Annotated in this window: 16 protein-coding genes and 1 pseudogene; 14 read left to right on the forward strand and 3 right to left on the reverse strand. The window is 70.8% G+C overall.

Annotation, left to right across the window (positions count from 1 at the left end; translation table 11 throughout):
- Positions 1-319: 319 nt before the first annotated feature.
- The 13 genes and pseudogenes from ACFXJ8_RS38785 (at position 320) to ACFXJ8_RS38845 (ending at position 13,260) form a co-directional block, all read left to right on the forward strand.
- Positions 320-1,105, forward strand: coding sequence for a hypothetical protein (locus ACFXJ8_RS38785; protein WP_379649740.1), 786 nt, complete (start codon positions 320-322; stop codon positions 1,103-1,105).
- On the forward strand, positions 1,102-2,478 hold the full coding sequence (locus ACFXJ8_RS38790) for a CocE/NonD family hydrolase (protein WP_379649742.1): 1,377 nt from the start codon (positions 1,102-1,104) through the stop codon (positions 2,476-2,478). The genes ACFXJ8_RS38785 and ACFXJ8_RS38790 overlap by 4 nt, the downstream gene beginning before the upstream one ends.
- On the forward strand, positions 2,475-3,788 hold the full coding sequence (locus ACFXJ8_RS38795; protein WP_379649744.1) for a YcaO-like family protein: 1,314 nt from the start codon (positions 2,475-2,477) through the stop codon (positions 3,786-3,788). Before ACFXJ8_RS38790 ends, ACFXJ8_RS38795 begins: the two co-directional genes overlap by 4 nt.
- 8 nt (positions 3,789-3,796) lie before the next feature.
- A complete protein-coding gene (locus tag ACFXJ8_RS38800; RefSeq protein ID WP_379649745.1) occupies positions 3,797-4,978 on the forward strand; it encodes a hypothetical protein in 1,182 nt (393 codons plus the stop codon).
- Positions 4,975-6,669: an ABC transporter ATP-binding protein/permease gene (locus ACFXJ8_RS38805; RefSeq protein ID WP_379649747.1), complete on the forward strand. Its 1,695-nt coding sequence runs from the start codon at positions 4,975-4,977 to the stop codon at positions 6,667-6,669. The genes ACFXJ8_RS38800 and ACFXJ8_RS38805 overlap by 4 nt, the downstream gene beginning before the upstream one ends.
- Positions 6,666-8,354 (forward strand): ABC transporter ATP-binding protein, encoded by a 1,689-nt coding sequence (locus ACFXJ8_RS38810; RefSeq protein ID WP_379649749.1) that lies wholly within the window; start codon positions 6,666-6,668, stop codon positions 8,352-8,354. The genes ACFXJ8_RS38805 and ACFXJ8_RS38810 overlap by 4 nt, the downstream gene beginning before the upstream one ends.
- 161 nt (positions 8,355-8,515) lie before the next feature.
- Entirely contained in the window at positions 8,516-9,022 is a 507-nt protein-coding gene (locus ACFXJ8_RS38815; RefSeq protein ID WP_379649751.1) for a hypothetical protein, read from the forward strand.
- Positions 9,023-9,133: 111 nt separating this feature from the next.
- Entirely contained in the window at positions 9,134-10,501 is a 1,368-nt protein-coding gene (locus tag ACFXJ8_RS38820; RefSeq protein WP_379649753.1) for a PepSY-associated TM helix domain-containing protein, read from the forward strand.
- A 43-nt stretch (positions 10,502-10,544) separates the two neighbouring features.
- A complete protein-coding gene (locus ACFXJ8_RS38825) occupies positions 10,545-11,099 on the forward strand; it encodes an MFS transporter (protein ID WP_379649755.1) in 555 nt (184 codons plus the stop codon).
- A gap of 66 nt (positions 11,100-11,165) precedes the next feature.
- On the forward strand, positions 11,166-11,798 hold the full coding sequence (locus ACFXJ8_RS38830; protein ID WP_379649757.1) for a copper resistance protein CopC: 633 nt from the start codon (positions 11,166-11,168) through the stop codon (positions 11,796-11,798).
- Positions 11,795-11,998 (forward strand): annotated as a pseudogene (locus ACFXJ8_RS38835) (ATP-binding cassette domain-containing protein); the annotation flags it as partial. The gene ACFXJ8_RS38830 and the pseudogene ACFXJ8_RS38835, both read left to right, overlap by 4 nt.
- A gap of 52 nt (positions 11,999-12,050) precedes the next feature.
- A complete protein-coding gene (locus ACFXJ8_RS38840) occupies positions 12,051-12,848 on the forward strand; it encodes a metal ABC transporter permease (protein ID WP_379649758.1) in 798 nt (265 codons plus the stop codon).
- Positions 12,849-12,981: 133 nt separating this feature from the next.
- Entirely contained in the window at positions 12,982-13,260 is a 279-nt protein-coding gene (locus tag ACFXJ8_RS38845) for a hypothetical protein (RefSeq protein ID WP_379649759.1), read from the forward strand.
- 203 nt (positions 13,261-13,463) lie between these two features.
- Here the strand turns inward: ACFXJ8_RS38845 and ACFXJ8_RS38850 are convergent, their stop codons facing one another.
- Positions 13,464-14,135: a winged helix-turn-helix transcriptional regulator gene (locus tag ACFXJ8_RS38850; RefSeq protein WP_379649761.1), complete on the reverse strand. Its 672-nt coding sequence runs from the start codon at positions 14,133-14,135 to the stop codon at positions 13,464-13,466.
- A gap of 86 nt (positions 14,136-14,221) precedes the next feature.
- Between ACFXJ8_RS38850 and ACFXJ8_RS38855 the strand changes: the two genes are divergently transcribed.
- Complete coding sequence (locus ACFXJ8_RS38855; RefSeq protein ID WP_379649763.1) at positions 14,222-14,629, forward strand: DUF1761 domain-containing protein; 408 nt, start codon at positions 14,222-14,224, stop codon at positions 14,627-14,629.
- 146 nt (positions 14,630-14,775) lie between these two features.
- On the opposite strand, the gene ACFXJ8_RS38860 is transcribed toward ACFXJ8_RS38855, so the two are convergent.
- Together ACFXJ8_RS38860 and ACFXJ8_RS38865 are read right to left on the reverse strand one after the other, a co-directional pair.
- Positions 14,776-15,471 (reverse strand): ATP-binding protein, encoded by a 696-nt coding sequence (locus tag ACFXJ8_RS38860; protein ID WP_379649765.1) that lies wholly within the window; start codon positions 15,469-15,471, stop codon positions 14,776-14,778.
- A gap of 94 nt (positions 15,472-15,565) precedes the next feature.
- On the reverse strand, positions 15,566-16,648 hold the full coding sequence (locus tag ACFXJ8_RS38865; RefSeq protein WP_379649767.1) for a hypothetical protein: 1,083 nt from the start codon (positions 16,646-16,648) through the stop codon (positions 15,566-15,568).
- Positions 16,649-16,763 lie beyond the last annotated feature (115 nt).

The following is a 16,763-nucleotide window of genomic DNA, read 5'->3' on the forward strand; positions in this document are numbered from 1 at the left end:
GAAAATCATTACCATCTACGCTGGCGGCACGCCAAGGACAAACCCGAAATTTCCCCATCTCGTGTCTTTGTGGGGCTTCGGGCTCCTGGCTTGCCCGCAACCCCCTGAGGAGGTGACTCATGGAGATGACCCACGATGACCTGCCGGTGTTCTCGCCGGCGGTGACGGTGGCCCCGGCGGCGGCCGCACACCCGACGTGCAACCACGCGCTGGTGGCCGACCTGTTCGACGAGGAGTAACAGCACCGGTGCCGCGCGGCCCTTCGCCGCGCGGCACTCGCGCCGATGAAGAGACATGACATGACAGGAAGGCATTGGCCGTGCCGGACAGGGACGAGCGGCAACCACAGCGGAGGCGGCGACTTGCGCCAGGCGTCGGGATCTTCCGGCTGGCGGACAGGCCGGTGTTGCGCACGGCCTCGGGACAGTTCTTCGACATGCAGGTGGACGTGGGCTCCGAACTCGGCGATCTACCGCCGCACGCGATCGCGGCGTTCGAGCGGCAAGGGCTGTTCGCCGCAGGGGAGAGCGCCGCGCCCTGGCCGGTGGCAGTGGTCGGCACCGGGCTGATCGCCACGGCGCTCGTCGAGCTGCTGCCCCGGGCGGGGCTGCCGGCCGAGCCCGTCACGGCCGCCGAACTCAGCGCCCGGCTGGCCGCAGCCGATGCCCGGCTGCCCGCCGCCGTGAGCTGGTGCTGCGACGGGCTGCCTCTCGCGGACTGGTGCGAGACCGGCGCGGCGCTGATCTCGGCGGGAGTGGCGTGGCAGCGCTGCTCGGTGGAGGGCGCCTGCGCCGTGCTCGAACCCGTCGCCATGAACGCCGACGATGTGGACCACGCCGACGTGCGCGGGCGGCGGATGGCCGCCTCGGAGAGCCCCGAACATCTGGCCGCCTACTGGGCGGACGAGCCGCTGCACGCCGAGCCCGCGCTCGGCGTCGTCGAAGCCCACCTCGTCGCCGCGCTGCTCGCCGCCGAGCTGGTGAGGTGTTCCCACGGCGGGGGCCTCACCCGTACTCTGCGCCTGGTCGACCTGCTGTCGCAGACCGTCTCCGATCACCAGATCCTGCCGCTGCCCCCCGTGCCCGCCCGCGCGGAGCGCTCATGACCGTCATGCGGGGCGGGCTGGTCACCCCCGACGGGCTGGCCTGCGACGTCGTTCGGCCAAGCGGGACGGCGCGGCATCCCGTGATGGTCATTCGCACGCCGTACGGCAAGGCCCGCCATCTGGCAGAGGCGCACGGCTGGGCCCGCCGGGGCATCGCCGTCGTCGTGCAGGACGTCCGCGGACGTCACGAGTCGCCGGGCCACTGGCGCCCGTACACCGGCGAGGACGTCGACGGCGCGGCGCTGGCCGGCTGGGTGCGGGAGCAGCCCTGGTGCGACGGCCGGGTGATCGCCTACGGTTCCTCCTACGCCGCCTTCTGCGCCCTGGAGACGGCGGGCGCGGTCGACGGCGTGATCGCCGCTGTCCCCGCGCTGGGGTTGGCCGAGACCACGCGTGAGCGCGGCGGGGCGCCCAGGCTCTACTCGCACGCCTGGTGGTGGAGCACCTACGCCGACTGCCGTACCGACCGGGCGGGTCTGCTCGACCTGCGGCTGGCCGCGGACCCCGCCGCCTTGGCGCACCTGCCGGTGACCACCCTGCCCGAACGGCTCGGCCTGCACCTGCCCGGCTTCGCCGGCGCTTGGCGCGCGCCGCACACCGGCAGGCCGCCGGGCGACGTGCCGCTGCTGTGCCTGGCCGGGCTCTACGATCCCTTCCTCGACGCGGCCATCGATCTGTGGCGCGGCTGGACCGGACCCGCCGAGCTCGTCGCCGGTCCCTGGCAGCACGACCTGGGGCTGGTGCACCGCGAGCGCAACGGCGATCTGCCCCTCCGGCACCGCCGGCCGGTCGCCGCCGTCGTCACCGGCTGGATCTCCGCGCTGCTCGCGGGGGAGCCGCCGAGCCGCGCCCGCGTCGCGGTCGAGTCGACCGAACAGTGGGCTCCGGCGTTCGGCGCGGGCACGATCGAACTGCCGCTTGAGGGCTCGGGCGCTTTCGTCGCCGATCCGGCCGACCCGTTCCCCTCCCGTATGGGGCCGGTCGACGTGGCGGAGCTGGCGAGCAGGACCGACGCGGTGGTGGCGCGCGGCGAACCACTCGCCGAGCCGCTGACCGCGGTCGGCCGCCCACGCGTGCGTTTCCACGGCGACCGGCGCGGGCCGGGCCACTGGGCGGTCCGCCTCACTGAGGAACGGCCAGACGGAAGCATGATCCAGCTCGGCCACGCCATCGGCGAGGACAGCGACGTGACGCTTCCCACGCTCTCCCACTGCCTGCCGGCGGGCTCCCGGCTGCGGGTGGAGATCGCCGGACATCACTTCCCGCTGCACGTGCGCCACCCGCACACCGACGACGACCCGCTGACCGCCACCGTGCTGTCCCGCTCGCCCCGCGAGGTGGACGAGGTACGGCTGACTCTGGAGATCCCATGAACCGGCTCGTCGATCCCGTCTGCGGAGTGATCAGGCGCATCATCCCCTACCCGCACCTCGACGGGATGCCCGACAGCTACCGGTGCCTCATCGCCGAAGTCGCCGACACCCGCCGCCTCGGCGTCTGGCTCGCCGACCTGATCGCCGCGGGCACCTCATTCGGCGAGGAGGAGCCCGCCAGGCTGGCCGCCATCGGTGAGGCTGTCGAGCGCTACTGCGGCAACAACATCCCCGGCGCTCTGCCGAAGGCGTCGGCCGCCGAACTCGCTCAGCTCGGCACGCCCCACCTCGGACCGGACGACCTGCCGGGTTTCTCACCCGGACAGTACGACCGTCCCGGCTTCCCGTACCGGCCCTGGGCCCCCGACGAGCCGATCCTGTGGGCCGAAGGAGTGGGGGATGACGGCAAGCCCGTGCTGGTGCCCGGCTCGTGGACCTACCTGAACTGGCACCAGGGGCACAGGAAGCACGAGCCGCGCCACCACCACCTCAACTACGCCGGCGTGGCGTGCGGGACCGGCCTCGACGACGCCTCCCAGCGGGCGCTGCTGGAGGTGATCGAGCGCGACGCCGTCACCCTGTGGTGGGGGCTGGACCTGCCCGGCCGGGCCATCGACGTGGCCTCCGTGCCCGGCCTGGCCAGGGCCTGGGCAGGCGCCGAACTCGACCTGCACCTCGTCCAGGTGCCCTGCGAGTTCGGCACGCCGGTGGTGGCCGCCCTGGCCTACGATCCGGCGCGCCGCATCGCCGCCGCCGGGTTCGCCTGCCGCAGCGATCCCGCCCAGGCCTGCCTGAAGGCCGCTCAGGAGGCGGTGCAGGTGTGGATCGCCTCCCGGGGCCTGCTGGACGAAGACGGCCCGGCCTTCGACGCGATGCGCCGCGGCGTGCTGTCCAAGCACTCCTACCTGCCGTGGCGCGCCGACCGCCGCTACCTCGACGCCGCGGGCGAGGACTACTCGGCCGTGCGGGACCTGGCCGCCCAGGCCCAGATCTGGCTGGATGAGCGGCTGCACCCGTTGCTGGGCCGTTTCCGCCTGCCGGGCCCAGACCCGGTCGAGGTGACCTCGATCGAGCCGGGAGGCGACCTCGTGGCCGAGCTGACCCGCCGTGGTCACAGTGTCGTCACCGTCGACCTCACCACCCGAGACATCGCCGAGACCCCGCTGCGGGTGGCCAGGGTGGCTGTCAGCGGGCTGCTGCCCAACACTCCCGCCGCCTACCCCTACCTCGGCTCGGACCGATGGAAGCACACCGCCGACCGGCACGACGTGGCCGCCCACATCACCCTCGCCCCGCCGCCGCACCTGTGAGGAGCCCCATGATCTCGCCTGCCGTACGGCTGGCCGACGCCGCCGCCCGCGGCCCGTACGACGGCTACCTGCCCGCGCCAGGATCCCAGCCCATCGCGCGCGTGGACGGCCCGGCCACGCCCCTGCGCCGCGCCGAGCGCCTCAGCCCGGCATGGCCGCTCGACCGGAAGGTGGGCGCGCTGCTCGACCTGTCGCTGGCGGCCGTGCCTGGCTGGACCCGGCCGCGACGGGTGCCCTCCGCGGGGGCGCTCTACCCCGTCGACGCGCACGTCTTCGCCGGCGGGATCGGCCACCTGTACGACCCGATCCGGCACCGCCTCATCCGGCAGCCCGACCGGCCCGACCGGCCAGGCCCGGACGGCGTCCTCGTGGTGCTGTCGCTCGCGCCCGAGCGCACCCGGTGGAAGTACGGCTCCCGCAGCCTGCCCAGCCTGCTGCTGGATCTCGGTCACGCGGTCGGGGCGCTCGCCGCGGCGGCGGCCGTCGTGGATCTGGAGTGCTGGATCCAAGGGGACGCCGACACCGGGCCCCTCTCGGCGCTCACCGGACGACCTCACTCGCTCGTAGCCCTCCACCTCGCAGAGCCGGCTGCCGGGCCACCCGCCTGGGAGCTGGGCGGGGACCGGCCCCGGCCGATCGCCGAAAGCGGCGATCTCGTCACCGACGCCTTGATCGAGCTCGGCTCCGGGTCGCCGGAACCGACCTGGTTTCGGACCGGCCTGCCCCGCTTCACCGATGACGTGCTCCGCGACCGCAGGAGCGCAGATCCTCCGTTCACCGGCAGCCTGCGCTCCGCCGACCTCGACGCGTTGCTGGCGGGCACACCGCTGCTGGCGGCCACCGCCGAAGGGCTGCGCGATGCCCAGGGGCCCGTCGCCTCGGGCGATGCCCGGCCGGTCCTGGCCGCGTGGGCCGCCGGCCAGGGTTTCGTCGCCGACGCGGCGGCGGTGCTGCTGTACGCCGCCCCCTTGGACGACTACCGGCAAGAGCACGTGCGCGCCGGGCTTGCCGTACACCGAGCGCTTCTCGGCGCGCAGGCCCGAGGTCTGCGTGCCCGGGCGATCGGCAGCTGGGGTCAGGCGGACCTGGGCGCGGCCCTGGGACGGCGACCCGGAACATCCCTGGTGGTGCACGGCGCGGTCGTCGGCCCGGCCACCGCCACCCCGACCGGCGAGGACACCTACGCATGATCGTTCATCGACGGCTGCTCCAGCTCTCCGGCAGTGTGCAGGCTCCCGTGGCCGCCTGCGTGAGCCTGGGCCTGGCTGTCTCGGCCGCCTACGTCGGGCAGGCGCTGCTGCTGGCGGCCGCCCTGGCCGCGCTGGCCGAAGGCCGCCACGACGACACCGTGACCCTGCTCGGCTGGGCGTTCGCGGTGATCGCCGTGCGGGCCGTGCTCCTGTGGGCTCGCGAGTGCGTCACCGTCTGGGCAGGGGCGCTCATCAGAGCCAGGTTGCGCGACCGACTGGTCGACAGGCTCGGGCGACTCGGCCCCGCTTACCTCACCGGCGCGCGCACCGGACGCGTGCAGACCACTCTGGTCGACGGCGTCGAGGGCCTGGACGCCTACTTCAGCCGCTATCTGCCGCAGATCGTCGTCACCTTCTGCGTGCCGGTGGCGCTGGTCGGCTGGCTGTTCACGGTCAACGCCGCTGCCGCTGCCGTACTCGCCGTGGCCGTGGCCGGAGTGCTGGTGATCCCCAGGTTCTGGGACGCCACCCTGCTGCGCAGAGGACGGGCCCGCTGGACCGCCTTCGCCGACCTGGCCGCCGACTACCTCGAAGCGACTCAGGGCATGGCCACGCTGCGCGCGTTCGGCGCCGTCCACCGGCTGGGCGCCAGGCTCGCCGACCGCGCCCGCCACCTGTACGTCACGACGATGCGGCAGCTCAAGGTCTCCCTGGTGGAGACGGGAGTGAGCGCGTTCCTCATCCAGGCGGGGACCGCCGCGGCGGTGCTGGTCGCAGCCAGGCCCGGTGACGCCTGGGGCGTCTTCGCGGTCCTGCTGATCACGGTCGAGTGCTTCCGCCCGGTGCGGAACCTGTCGGAGTACTGGCACGCCGGCTACCTCGGCATCACCGCCGTAGACGGCCTGGAGGAGCTGCTGTCGGCCCCGCTGCCGGTGCGCGACACCGGCACGAAGTCCGCCATCGGGCCGGAGCCGGAGATCGTCTTCGACGCCGTCACCTTCACCTACCCCGGAGCGCGGCGGCCCGCCGTCCGCGAGGTCTCCTTCACCGTCGGGCGCGGCCAGACCGTCGCGCTGATCGGCCCCTCGGGAGCGGGCAAGAGCACGCTAGCCGCCCTGCTGCAGCGCCACTTCGACCCCGACCGGGGAACCATCACGATCAACGGTCTCGACCTGCGCGAGCTGAGCCTTGACGCGCTGCGCGCCGGCATCGCCGTCGTCGCCCAGGACACCTACCTCTTCCATGGCACCGTCGCCGACAACCTGAGGCTGGCCAAGCCCGACGCCTCCGACGACGAACTCGTCAGCGCCGCCCGCGCGGCCGGCGCGCACCGCTTCATCGCCACGCTGCCCCAGAGGTACGGCACGCAGGTGGGCGAGCGTGGCGCCACCCTGTCGGGCGGGCAGCGCCAGCGCCTGGCCATCGCCCGCGCCCTGCTCGCCGACGCGCCCATCCTGCTGCTGGATGAGGCCACCTCCCACGTGGACGTCCAGGGGGAGGAGGCCCTGGCCCGGCTGCGCCGGGGCCGCACGTGCCTGCTGATCGCCCACCGGCTGTCCACCGTGCGGGACGCCGACCGGATCGTCGTCCTGAACGAGGGCGCGGTGGCCGAGAGCGGCGACCACGCCGCGCTGCACGCCGCCGCCGGCCATTACCACCGACTGCTCGCCGCCGAGGATGTGACCGCGTGACCCCGTCCCACTCGCCGATGCGCTGGCTCGCCGGAGCCGTCGCCGGACACCGGCGCGCCTTCACCGCGACCCTCGCCGCCAACCTGATCGGCCAGGTCGCCACCCTGGCCGCCGCCGCGACCGCCGCCTGGCTGCTGGGCCGCGTGATCGCCGGCGAGCCGATCTCGCCGACCCCCTTCGCCGTCGCCCTGAGCGGCCTGGTGGTCATTGTCACCCTGGCCACCTGGTGGGAGATGTACGTCGCCCACGACCTGGCCTACCTCGTCCTGGCCGGGCTACGCGGCCGGATCTACGACGCCATCGCCAGGATCGCCCCGGCCCGGCTGCTCGGACGGCGCAGCGGCGATCTGTCGGCCGCGGTGCTGTCGGATGTGGAGACCCTGGAATGGCTCTTCGCCCACACCCTCGCCCAGTTGCTGACCGCCGGGGTGGTGCTGGCCGCGGGCACGACGGTCGCGGCCATCCTGAACCCGTGGCTGCTGATGGTCTCCCTGCCCGTCGCGCTGGCTGTGGTGACCCTGCCGCTGTGGTCGCGCCGCCTGTCCCGGCGGCACGGCGACGAGCTTCGCGCCTCCACCGCCCGGCTCACCTCCGACGTCGTCGACACCGTGCAGGGCCTGCGAGAGCTGACCGCCTTCGGCGCGCTCGGCCGGCGCAGACGGATGCTGGCCGCCCGGACGCGTGAACTGGCCGGCGCCCAGGCCGCCAACGCCGCGCGAGGAGGGCTGGAGGCGGCCCTGACCGACCTGCTCGTCGCCGTGGCCGCCGCGGGGACGCTGCTGGTCGTGGCGCTCCTGGTGCGCTCCGGCGAACTCGGTCTCGCCCACGGCCCGCTGGCGATGGTGCTCGCGGCCAGCTCGCTCGGCCCCGCCACCCAGGTGGCGCTGCTGCTGAAGGAGTACGGCACGCTGCGCGCAGCGGCAGAACGCGTGCACACCCTCGTCACCGCGCCTGCCAACGTGAGCGAACCGGCCAACCCCGCCACCCCGTCGCCCGCCCCCGCGGTCGTCTTCGACAACGTGCACTTCCGCTACACCCCCGAGGGCCCCGAGGTGCTGCGCGGCGTGTCGTTCACCGTCCGGTACGGCCAGACCGTGGCGCTCGTCGGCGCCTCCGGCGCGGGCAAGTCCACCTGTGTCTCCCTCCTGCTGCGCTACTGGGACCCCGACGAGGGCCGCATCCTGCTCGGCGGCGTCCCCCTGAACCAGGTCGGTGACGTGCCTGCGCACGTCACCGTGGTCCCTCAGGACGTGCACCTGTTCGCGGGCAGCGTCGAGGACAACGTCCGGCTCGGCGCCCCGCACGCCGACGTGGTCCCGGCCCTGGCCACCGCCCAGCTCGTGATGGACCCTGACACGCCGGTCGGCGAGCGCGGCGTCACCCTCTCGGGCGGCCAGCGCGCCAGGGTCGCCATCGCCAGGGCACTCGCCGTCAACGCACCCATGCTCATCCTCGACGAGGCCGTCGCCAATCTCGACCCCGACAACGAAGCCCGCCTGGCCGAGACCCTGTCGGCCGCGGCCAAGGACCGCGCCACACTGATCGTCGCCCACCGGCTGTCCACCATCCGGCGTGCCGACCACATCGTCGTGCTCGACGCAGGCCAGGTCGTCGCCGAAGGCACCTTCGCCGAGCTCACCGCCGACCCCGCCAGCAGACTCTCGCGCCTGCTGGGCCTGGGTTGAGCCCCGCGCCCGGCACCCCACCCGACCGGTACCGCGCAGTGCCGCCAATCCCCGGACGAACCATCGACCAGCCGTCTTGACCAAGGCCGCGGGCATGGCACCATGTGCAGGTGCATGTCGGTCGGCCTCTTCTGCGCGCTTTGCGCGCCACGGTGTTCGCCGTGGCCTGCGTGCTGGTGTCGTCGGCGCTGCACATCCTGGCCGGTGGTGCCGCGATCCGCCCGGACTTCCTGGCCGGAGCAGCAGCCCTGACCTGGGCCGGCTCCTACCTTCTCGGTGCCCGCCAGCGAGGCATGGAAGTGCTGCTCCCAGCCTGCTTCGCCGCCCAGTACGGCATGCACCACCTGTTCACCGCCGGCGCGGAGCCTGTCTTGCCCGCCTCTTTCGATCATGATCACGGCAGCGGCCTGGGAATGCTGTTGGTCCACGCCCTGGTCGGGGTCGTGTCGGCGTGGTGGCTGGAGCGGGGCGAATCCGCCCTGGCAACCATGTTGCACCTGGTCGTCGCCTCGCTCTGGACAGGGCTGATCGTCCTCGCGGCTGCGCTGGTCGAACCCCGCATGCCCGGCCGTCCGCTGGTGGCTCACGCCATCGACCGGCTGAGGCGCTTCCTGCTCGCCGCCGGCGTCTCCCGGCGCGGTCCTCCGCTGTCTGTCTCCGTTCTCTGAACGGGCTGCCCTCCAAGGCGCCCGTCCCTTCGCCACGCCTGAGTGGCTGAACCCCCACCCGAGGTGGCGCGTACCTGTCGATGTGCGCGTCCCCGTGAACGGAGATCACCCATGACGTCTACCGACGCGCGCCCAGCCGCCGACGCCGAGCAGTCAACCGCCCGACCATCCACCTGGACCGCCCTCAAGCCGCTGATCCTGCGCCTGCACTTCTATGCCGGGATCCTGATCGCCCCCTTCCTCCTCATCGCCGCCACCACCGGCCTGCTCTACGCCGCCTCCTTCCAGATCGAGAAGATCGTCTACCGGCACGAACTGACCGCCCCGGTCGGCCAGACCCGCCTGCCGCTCGCCCAGCAGGTCGCCGCCGCCCAGGCGGCCCGCCCGGACGGCAAGATCACGGCAGTACGGCTCGCAGCCGAATCCGACGCCACCACCCGGGTCCTGATGAACGTGCCCGGCCTGCCGGAAAGCACCCAGCTGGCGGTCTTCGTCGACCCGTACACCACCCAGATCCGCGGCACGCTCGAAAGCTACGGCAGCTCCGGCGCCCTTCCGGTACGCGCCTGGATCTCCGGCCTGCACCGCCACCTCCACCTCGGCGAGCCGGGACGGATCTACAGCGAGCTGGCGGCCAGCTGGCTGTGGATCGTCGCCCTCGGCGGCCTGGTCCTGTGGATCACCAGGCGCCGCCGCAACCGCCGCCTGCGCACCCTCATCGCCCCGGACCGCTCCGTTTCCGGACCCCGCCGCGGCCTGTCCTGGCATGGGTCGATCGGCCTGTGGGCGGTGCTCGGTCTGCTCTTCCTGTCCGCCACCGGACTGACCTGGTCGAAATACGCCGGGGACAACGTCGACCAGCTACGTACCGCACTTGGCTGGACCACTCCGACGATCTCCGCTTCCTCGGGCGACCACCACAGCGCAAGTAGCGGTCACCAGCACGGATCCGCCGACGTGGATCGCATCGTCCAGGCCGCAGCCGGTAAGGGTCTGTCGGGCCCGCTGGAGATCGTCTGGCCTGGCAAGGCAGGCGCCCCCTACCTGGTCAAGGAGATCGACAAGAGCGTCCCGCAGCGGCTGGACCAGGTCGCCGTGGACGCTACCACCAGCCAGGTGACCGCCGAACTGCGCTTCGCCGACTTCCCGCTGGCCGCCAAGCTCACCCGGTGGGGCATCGACGGCCACATGGGCCTGCTGTTCGGCCTGGCCAACCAGATCCTGCTGATGCTCCTGGCCGCCGGCGTGATCACTCTCATCGTGCTGGGTTACCGCATGTGGTGGCAGCGCCGCCCGACCCGCGGCTTCGGCAAGCCGTACCCGCGCGGCGGCTGGCGCAAGCTGCACTGGGCGATCCTGGCTCCGCTGGCCCTGGTCGTCGTGGCGGTCGGCTGGTTCCTGCCCCTGATGGGCATCTCACTGGCCGCATTCCTGGTCATCGACGTGCTGCTCGGCATTCGTGCCCGAGTGGCCCGATAGGGGTGGCTTTCGGGCAAGTACTCCCGCTGTCATAATGACGGTTGTGTCCCCCGGGGAACCGGCTCTGCGCCTGGGGCGAGCCGCCGTTTTCGCCGTGGTGTGCGTTCTCGTCACCGCGGGTGGGCACCTGTTCGCCGGCGGCGCCGCCGTACCGGCTGAGGCGCTCTTCGCCGGAGGCGTCGGCGCCCTGGGGCTGGCCTACGGGCTCAACGGTCGCGAACGCGGCCGGGCGGCGGTTCTCGGGCTCACGATCACTGCGCAGGCCGCCCTGCATGCTCTGTTCACCTGGGCAGCCCCTGGCTCGGACGTCGACACCGGCCATGGCCATCTCAACGTCGGCATGCTGGCCGTCCACCTGACCGCGGCCTGGCTGACCGGCTGGTGGCTGCACCGGGGCGAGAGCGCGTTCTGGCTGCTGGTCCGGCTGTGGGGAGCCGCCCCGCTCGCCGTACTGCGCTGGCTCCTGACCGCGCGCAACGACTTCCTCTCGCCGGTACGGCACGCCGTACCGGCCGAGGCACCCGCCCCCTGCTCCCCCTGGGAGCTGGTGGCGTGCTTCCATCTCCGCGGACCTCCCGCGAGGCCGCACGCCGGCTGAGGCCGCCGTGCAGCGATGTTCAGGCGCTCCGTCTCCGCGGCAGCGCATCTTCGGTCGTTCCTCGTCTTGGACTCCGCGATGAAATCAATCCTGAGATATGCCCGCCGTTTCCTGCTGGTGGCCGTCTGCGGCGGCACCTTGCTGATGCTCACCTCTCCCGCCGCCTTCGCTCACGATCGCCTCAAGAGCAGCTCTCCCGCCAAGGACGCCAAGGTGGCGGCCGTCAAGGAGATCGAACTCGTATACACCGCCCGCGTCCGATCCCCCACCGTCGTGTTGCACGACGCGGCAGGCAAGAACGTCTCGCTGGGCAAGCCACGCGCCAGCGGACCCAAGGTGGTCGCCGAAGTCGATGAGGAGTTGCAGCCAGGCGTCTATGTGATCGCTTGGCGGGTGGTCTCCTCCGACGGTCACCCGATCGAAGGCGAGATCCCGTTCACCGTGGCCGGCAAGCCATCGCCCAAGCCCAGCCCCACGCTCACGCCCAGCTCCCAGACTCCGACCGAGACCCCATCCGCGACGCCGTCGACGACCTCTCAGCCGTCCGAGGCCGTCAGCAGTGCTGTTCCCAGTGCTGCGGAGCAGCAGAGTCAAGGAATACCCGCCTGGTTGTGGGTGACCGGCGCCGTGCTGCTGGCGATCGGCGCGGGCCTCGGACTCCGATCCAGGCGCCGTGGCGATACGGAGCCTACGGAATGAATGCCTTGCGCCATATCGATCGGGTATCACTCTTGCCTGCTTCGTTACGCCTGTCCGACGTGACCTGCCACCACGGCAAGGTCACAGCAGCGGACCGGGTGAGCCTGGATCTCGCTCCTGGCGAGCACCTGGCCATCACCGGCACCAACGGCTCGGGAAAGAGCACCCTGCTGCGCGCCATCCTCGGCCTGCACCGCCACACGACCGAGTTGATCGAGGTCGCAGGCGAGCAGGCCAGGAACTCGGCCGACTGTGAAGCTGCCCGCCGTACAGCTGGCCCTGGTGGCGCTGGTGCTCGGCTCGGTGAGCCTGCCCATCGTCGGCGTGTTCATCGTCGGGCTGGACATCATGCCGGACCGCTTCGCGATGATGCACGTCGCCCTGCTTGGCATCGCGATCGGCCTGCTGACCGGGCTCGATCCGCTGCTGTGCGCGCTGGTGCTCTGCGGCCTGTCCGGCGGGGCGCTCACCCCGCTGGCGCGCAGTTCCACCGGCCTGTCCGGCGCGATGGGGCTGCTGATGACGCTGGCCATCGCTGCCGCCCTGCTCGTGCTGTCGCTGTCGGGCGTCAACGCCAACGGCGCCTTCGAGCTGCTGTGGGGCTCCATCCTGGCCACCCAGCCGAGGGACGTCATCGTGCTGGCCACACTCGCGGTGCTCGTCCCGATCCTGTACGGCTTGCGCCGCCGCGACCTCGCCCTCCTCCTCCACGACCGGGAACTGGCGCTGTGCTCGGGCGTGGCGGTGGAGCGGCTCACGCTGATCCTCCTGGTGGTGATCGCCGTCGCCATCGCCTCGGCGATCCGCCTCACCGGCGCCCTGCTGGTCGACGCGCTCACCCTGCTGCCCGCCCTCGCCGCCCGCCGAGTCGGCAGCTCGCTACCCGCCATGATCCGCTCGTCGATCGTCTTCGGCCTGGCCTTCAACCTGGGCGGATTCATCCTCGCCCTGCTCTTCGACTTCCCGCCCGGCCCCACGCTCGTCGTGGTCGGCGGAGTCTGCACCCTCCTGCTTCACTTCATCCCTCTCGAAAGGTCATCCACGCGATGAGAATCCTTCTCTGCGCCGTCCTCGCGCTGCTCCTCACGGCCTGCGGAGCCGGCTCCGAGACCGCGGCCAAGCCGACCGGCGGGCTGAAGGTGGTCGCCGCCTCCAGCTGGGAGGCCGGCTTCGCCAGCCCGTCGTGGTCTCCCAGGCCTTCGTCGCCTGGGCCGCGGACCTGGCCGGTGTCCAGCCCGCCGGGGTGTACGGCCCGCAGCCGCCCACCGCCGGCCAGCTCTCCGAACTGGCGGCCAAGAAGCCCCGGCTGATCCTCGACAACTCGGCCATGCCCGGCGGCGACGCGCTGGCCAACGTCGGCGCCACCCGCGTCGTGATCGACAACTTCCCCGGTGACGGCTTCGACCTGCTTGCGATGTACCGGGCGAACGCGGACGCCATCATCGTGTCGAACGTCGGGTAATTGAGCCAGCCCGTGCGCAGGGTATTAAGCCACTTGAAGCGTGGTGCTCACGAAGGACAACGGGGCCTTTTGGGCGTTATGTGTTGGATGAGAGTTTCCGGCCTAGTCTTGGGGTCGGTGTGACCACGGGGTGACCTGCCCTGTTACGAGATGGTCTGCGGTTGCTCCACCCGCCGCCGGGCGAGCCGATGACGTACTGTCGGCTAGCGAGGATCGAGCGCGGGCATAGCGGTAGCCCGCTCTGCAGGGAAAACTCTGCGGAGGACTTCGGCGTCGCCCTGGAGGCGTCCCGCAGAGAGCGCCTGGTCGATTGTGAGCGCGCCAGCCGCAAGCCCGATAACAATCTCTGGTGCGGCCGTGAGAATCGTGCCCGGCCAGCCGTCGGGCTGGACGAGCGCGCGCGGACCGTGTTCGTCGATGTGCAAGACAATGAGGAAGCCTTCGACCTCGAAGCCGAGTTCGAGCGCAGGAGCCGCGGTCACATCTCGAAGCAGTGCCGGCAGCGCGAGCGCCAGCCAGCGCGGCTGGAACGAATCGCCGCCACGTCCTGTCATCAACAGCGGCGCGCCCCACCTGCCCAGCGCCTCCATCGGCTCGCGGAGTCCAGCGCCCCACGGCGTCAGGGCGTAGAGGACTCCCGCATCTCCAAGCTGCCGCTCGACAATCCCGTTTCCCTCCAGGCTCCGCAGTCGCTCCGCCAAGAGGTTGGTCGCGATCCCGGCGAGGGAGGTCTTCAGCTCGTTGTAGCGCAGCGGACCGGGAAGCAATTCGCGCACGATCAGGAGGTTCCAGCGGTCACCCACCACGTCCAAGGCGCGGGCTAGTCCGCAGAACTGTCCGTAGGAGCGACTAGAAGAATGCTTGATATTTTCCATCGCAGTTGATTGTATCAATCGCCTTAGCGCCGTCGCCAAGCGGGGCTCGGATCGCCTCGGTGTTCAGACAATCAAGGAGTTACGCCATGGAGATCAACTGGCTTGCCACCGTGCTCGCAATCGTCGTCGGCATGGTCGTGGCGTTCGTGTGGTACAGCAAGAAGGGCTTTGGGATCATCTGGTGGAAGTTGACCGGCATAGCTCCCGAAGACTCCAAGAAGGCCAGCAAAAGGAACATAGTCCAGCTCCTCATCGCGAACAGCGTGACGGCGCTCGGACTGGCGGCCGGCATCGAGATCGCGTCGGCGGCTACTGAAGACGATTCAGTGTGGCTGGCGCTGCTGGTCGGTCTCGTGGCGTGGCTGGTGTTCTCGGCAACCACGCTCCTGCAGCACAATGCCTTCGAGCTGAAACCTCCGAAGCTGACCCTCATCAACAGCAGCTATCAGCTGGTGCTGTTTCTCGCCATGGCACTGGTGATCGGGCTGCTGTAGCGTCCGCGCCAGACCTGCCGCACCACCCAGCCCGATCATCCTGACCGCGGCGCCCGCCACGAAGACCAGCGGGACGGACCGCACCCCGCGGTCAAGAACGGTACTCATCGGCAAACGCACCGCGGTGGTGTTCGGTGGGGCGCCGATCACCCCCAGCCACGGATGATGCTCTGCTGAGTCAGGCGATCGTCGGCCTCAGCTATTTGTCGTCCTTCGCGCGTCCTGACGTGCTGGTCTTGCCGGGTCGTTTGTGCGGCCGGTAGCTGGGGCCGTCCATGAAGACGCGGTAGCTGGAGTTGATGAGCCTGTCGAGGAGGGACTCGGCGACAACGGGATTGGGAAACAGCGGGCCGGGTGAGTTCGGCCAGTCGTTTGGGCCAGGTGTGGTCGGCGTGTCCGCCGGCCAGGTGGGCCAGGGCGCGGGAGGTCTTGATGAAGCGCACGTCGAGGCCGTGACGGATGACCTGCTGGCCCAGGGCTTGGGCGATATGCGACTTTCCAACGCCGACGGGACCGAACAGGATGATCGATTCCCCGGCGTGGAACAAGCGCAGCGCGGCCAGGTCACGCAGTTGGGCGGCCGGTAGCTTCGGTGAGGCGGCGAAGTCGAAGCCTTCCATGGTGACCGGCTCGTCGAACCGGGCCTTGCGCTGGCGCCGGGCGATCGCCGCGGACTCCCGGCGGGAGATCTCGTCCTCGCACAACACTTGCAGGAAGTCGATATGCCCGAGTTCTCCGGCGCGGGCCTGGGCCAGGCGAGCCTCCAGGGTGTCGAGCATGCCGCCAAGTTTGAGGGTGCGCAGCGCTTTGTCCAGCGCGCCGAGTTCGATGCTGGTGGCCATGATCCGTATCCTTCCGAGAGTGAATTTGCCAGGCTCCCGCGCCCGTTGTTTGGCGACAGGCCGGGTGCGGGAGCCGATGACGCGCGGGTGCCGATCAGGACGCTTCGGAGGTCTGGGCCTCGTGCAGCGGCACGACGTTGTCATAGACCGCCAGATCGGCGAACAGTTCGGTCGGGCCACGCAAGAACGCTCCCGCCCCGCCATCTCCGGCCGGCCGGTCATTGTCGCGCAGGTGTTCCAGATCGGCGGCCAGGATGCCTTTGATAGTGCGGTAAGAGGGGTCGCCGGCGGCCAGCGCCTTGACGCAGGCGGCTTCCAACCGCTCGGGGTTGTGCTTGTCGGCCATCGCCAGAACCCCTTGGGCGGAGCGAAGGTGATACAGGGCATTGTCGGCGAGGAGTTCGTCGATGACCGCGACGCAGCCCGGACCGATCTCGGAGGCCTTCTTGCGGCACCAGGCGGGCGTGCGCATGTGGAAGGCGATCTTCTCCGGCGGATAGTCGGCCAGGTCGGTCTGCTTGCCCCGCGGTTTGCGCACGTGCGTCTTGACCAGCATGCCGTCGTAGAGGAACTGCACCAGATTCACGGTCACCCGCACAGTCAGGTGCTTGCCGATGTACTTCCACGGCACGGAATACAGCACCTTGTCCACCGAGCAGTGGATGTCGCGGCCAACCTTGGCACGGAACCAGCGGGCCAGCTCGAACGGCTGATGCGGCAGCGGAAGCAGCTTGGGCTGCTCCACGCTCCGAAACACCTTCAGCGGGGCCGCCCCCTCCAGAGGACGGCAGGCGCGCTGCCCGGCCACCTCCTCACACCAGCGCAGGGCCTTGGCCTCCATGTCGGCGATCGAGGTGAAGTCTTCCTCTCGGCCGCGCCAGAAGCTGTCGCGGATATACGGCATCGGCCGTTCGATCTGCGGCTTGTCCTTCGGTTTGCCGCTGCGCGCCGGGTCGATCAGCACGCGGTAGTGAATGCCGAGCTCAGCATACGATTTGTTGATCTTCGGGTCATAGAGGTCGGGCCGGTCCACTCCGGTTTTCAGGTTGTCCGGCACGATCCGCGCTGGAGCGCCCCGGAAGAACTCGAACGCCTCCACATGAGCTTGGCACCAGGCGTGCTGATCCATCGTGATGACAGGCTTCACGAACAGGTGTCTGCTGCAGCACAGCACCATGGCTGTGAACGGACACGAATTTCTGGCTCTGTCTCACTCCACGGGGTAGCGGTTACAGCATGTGAGTTCTGGTGCGATTGGTGTTGGTCGCGGTCCTGTAACACGCTGCGCATGG

This window comes from Nonomuraea sp. NPDC059194 (assembly GCF_042754765.1).
Lineage (GTDB): Bacteria > Actinomycetota > Actinomycetes > Streptosporangiales > Streptosporangiaceae > Nonomuraea.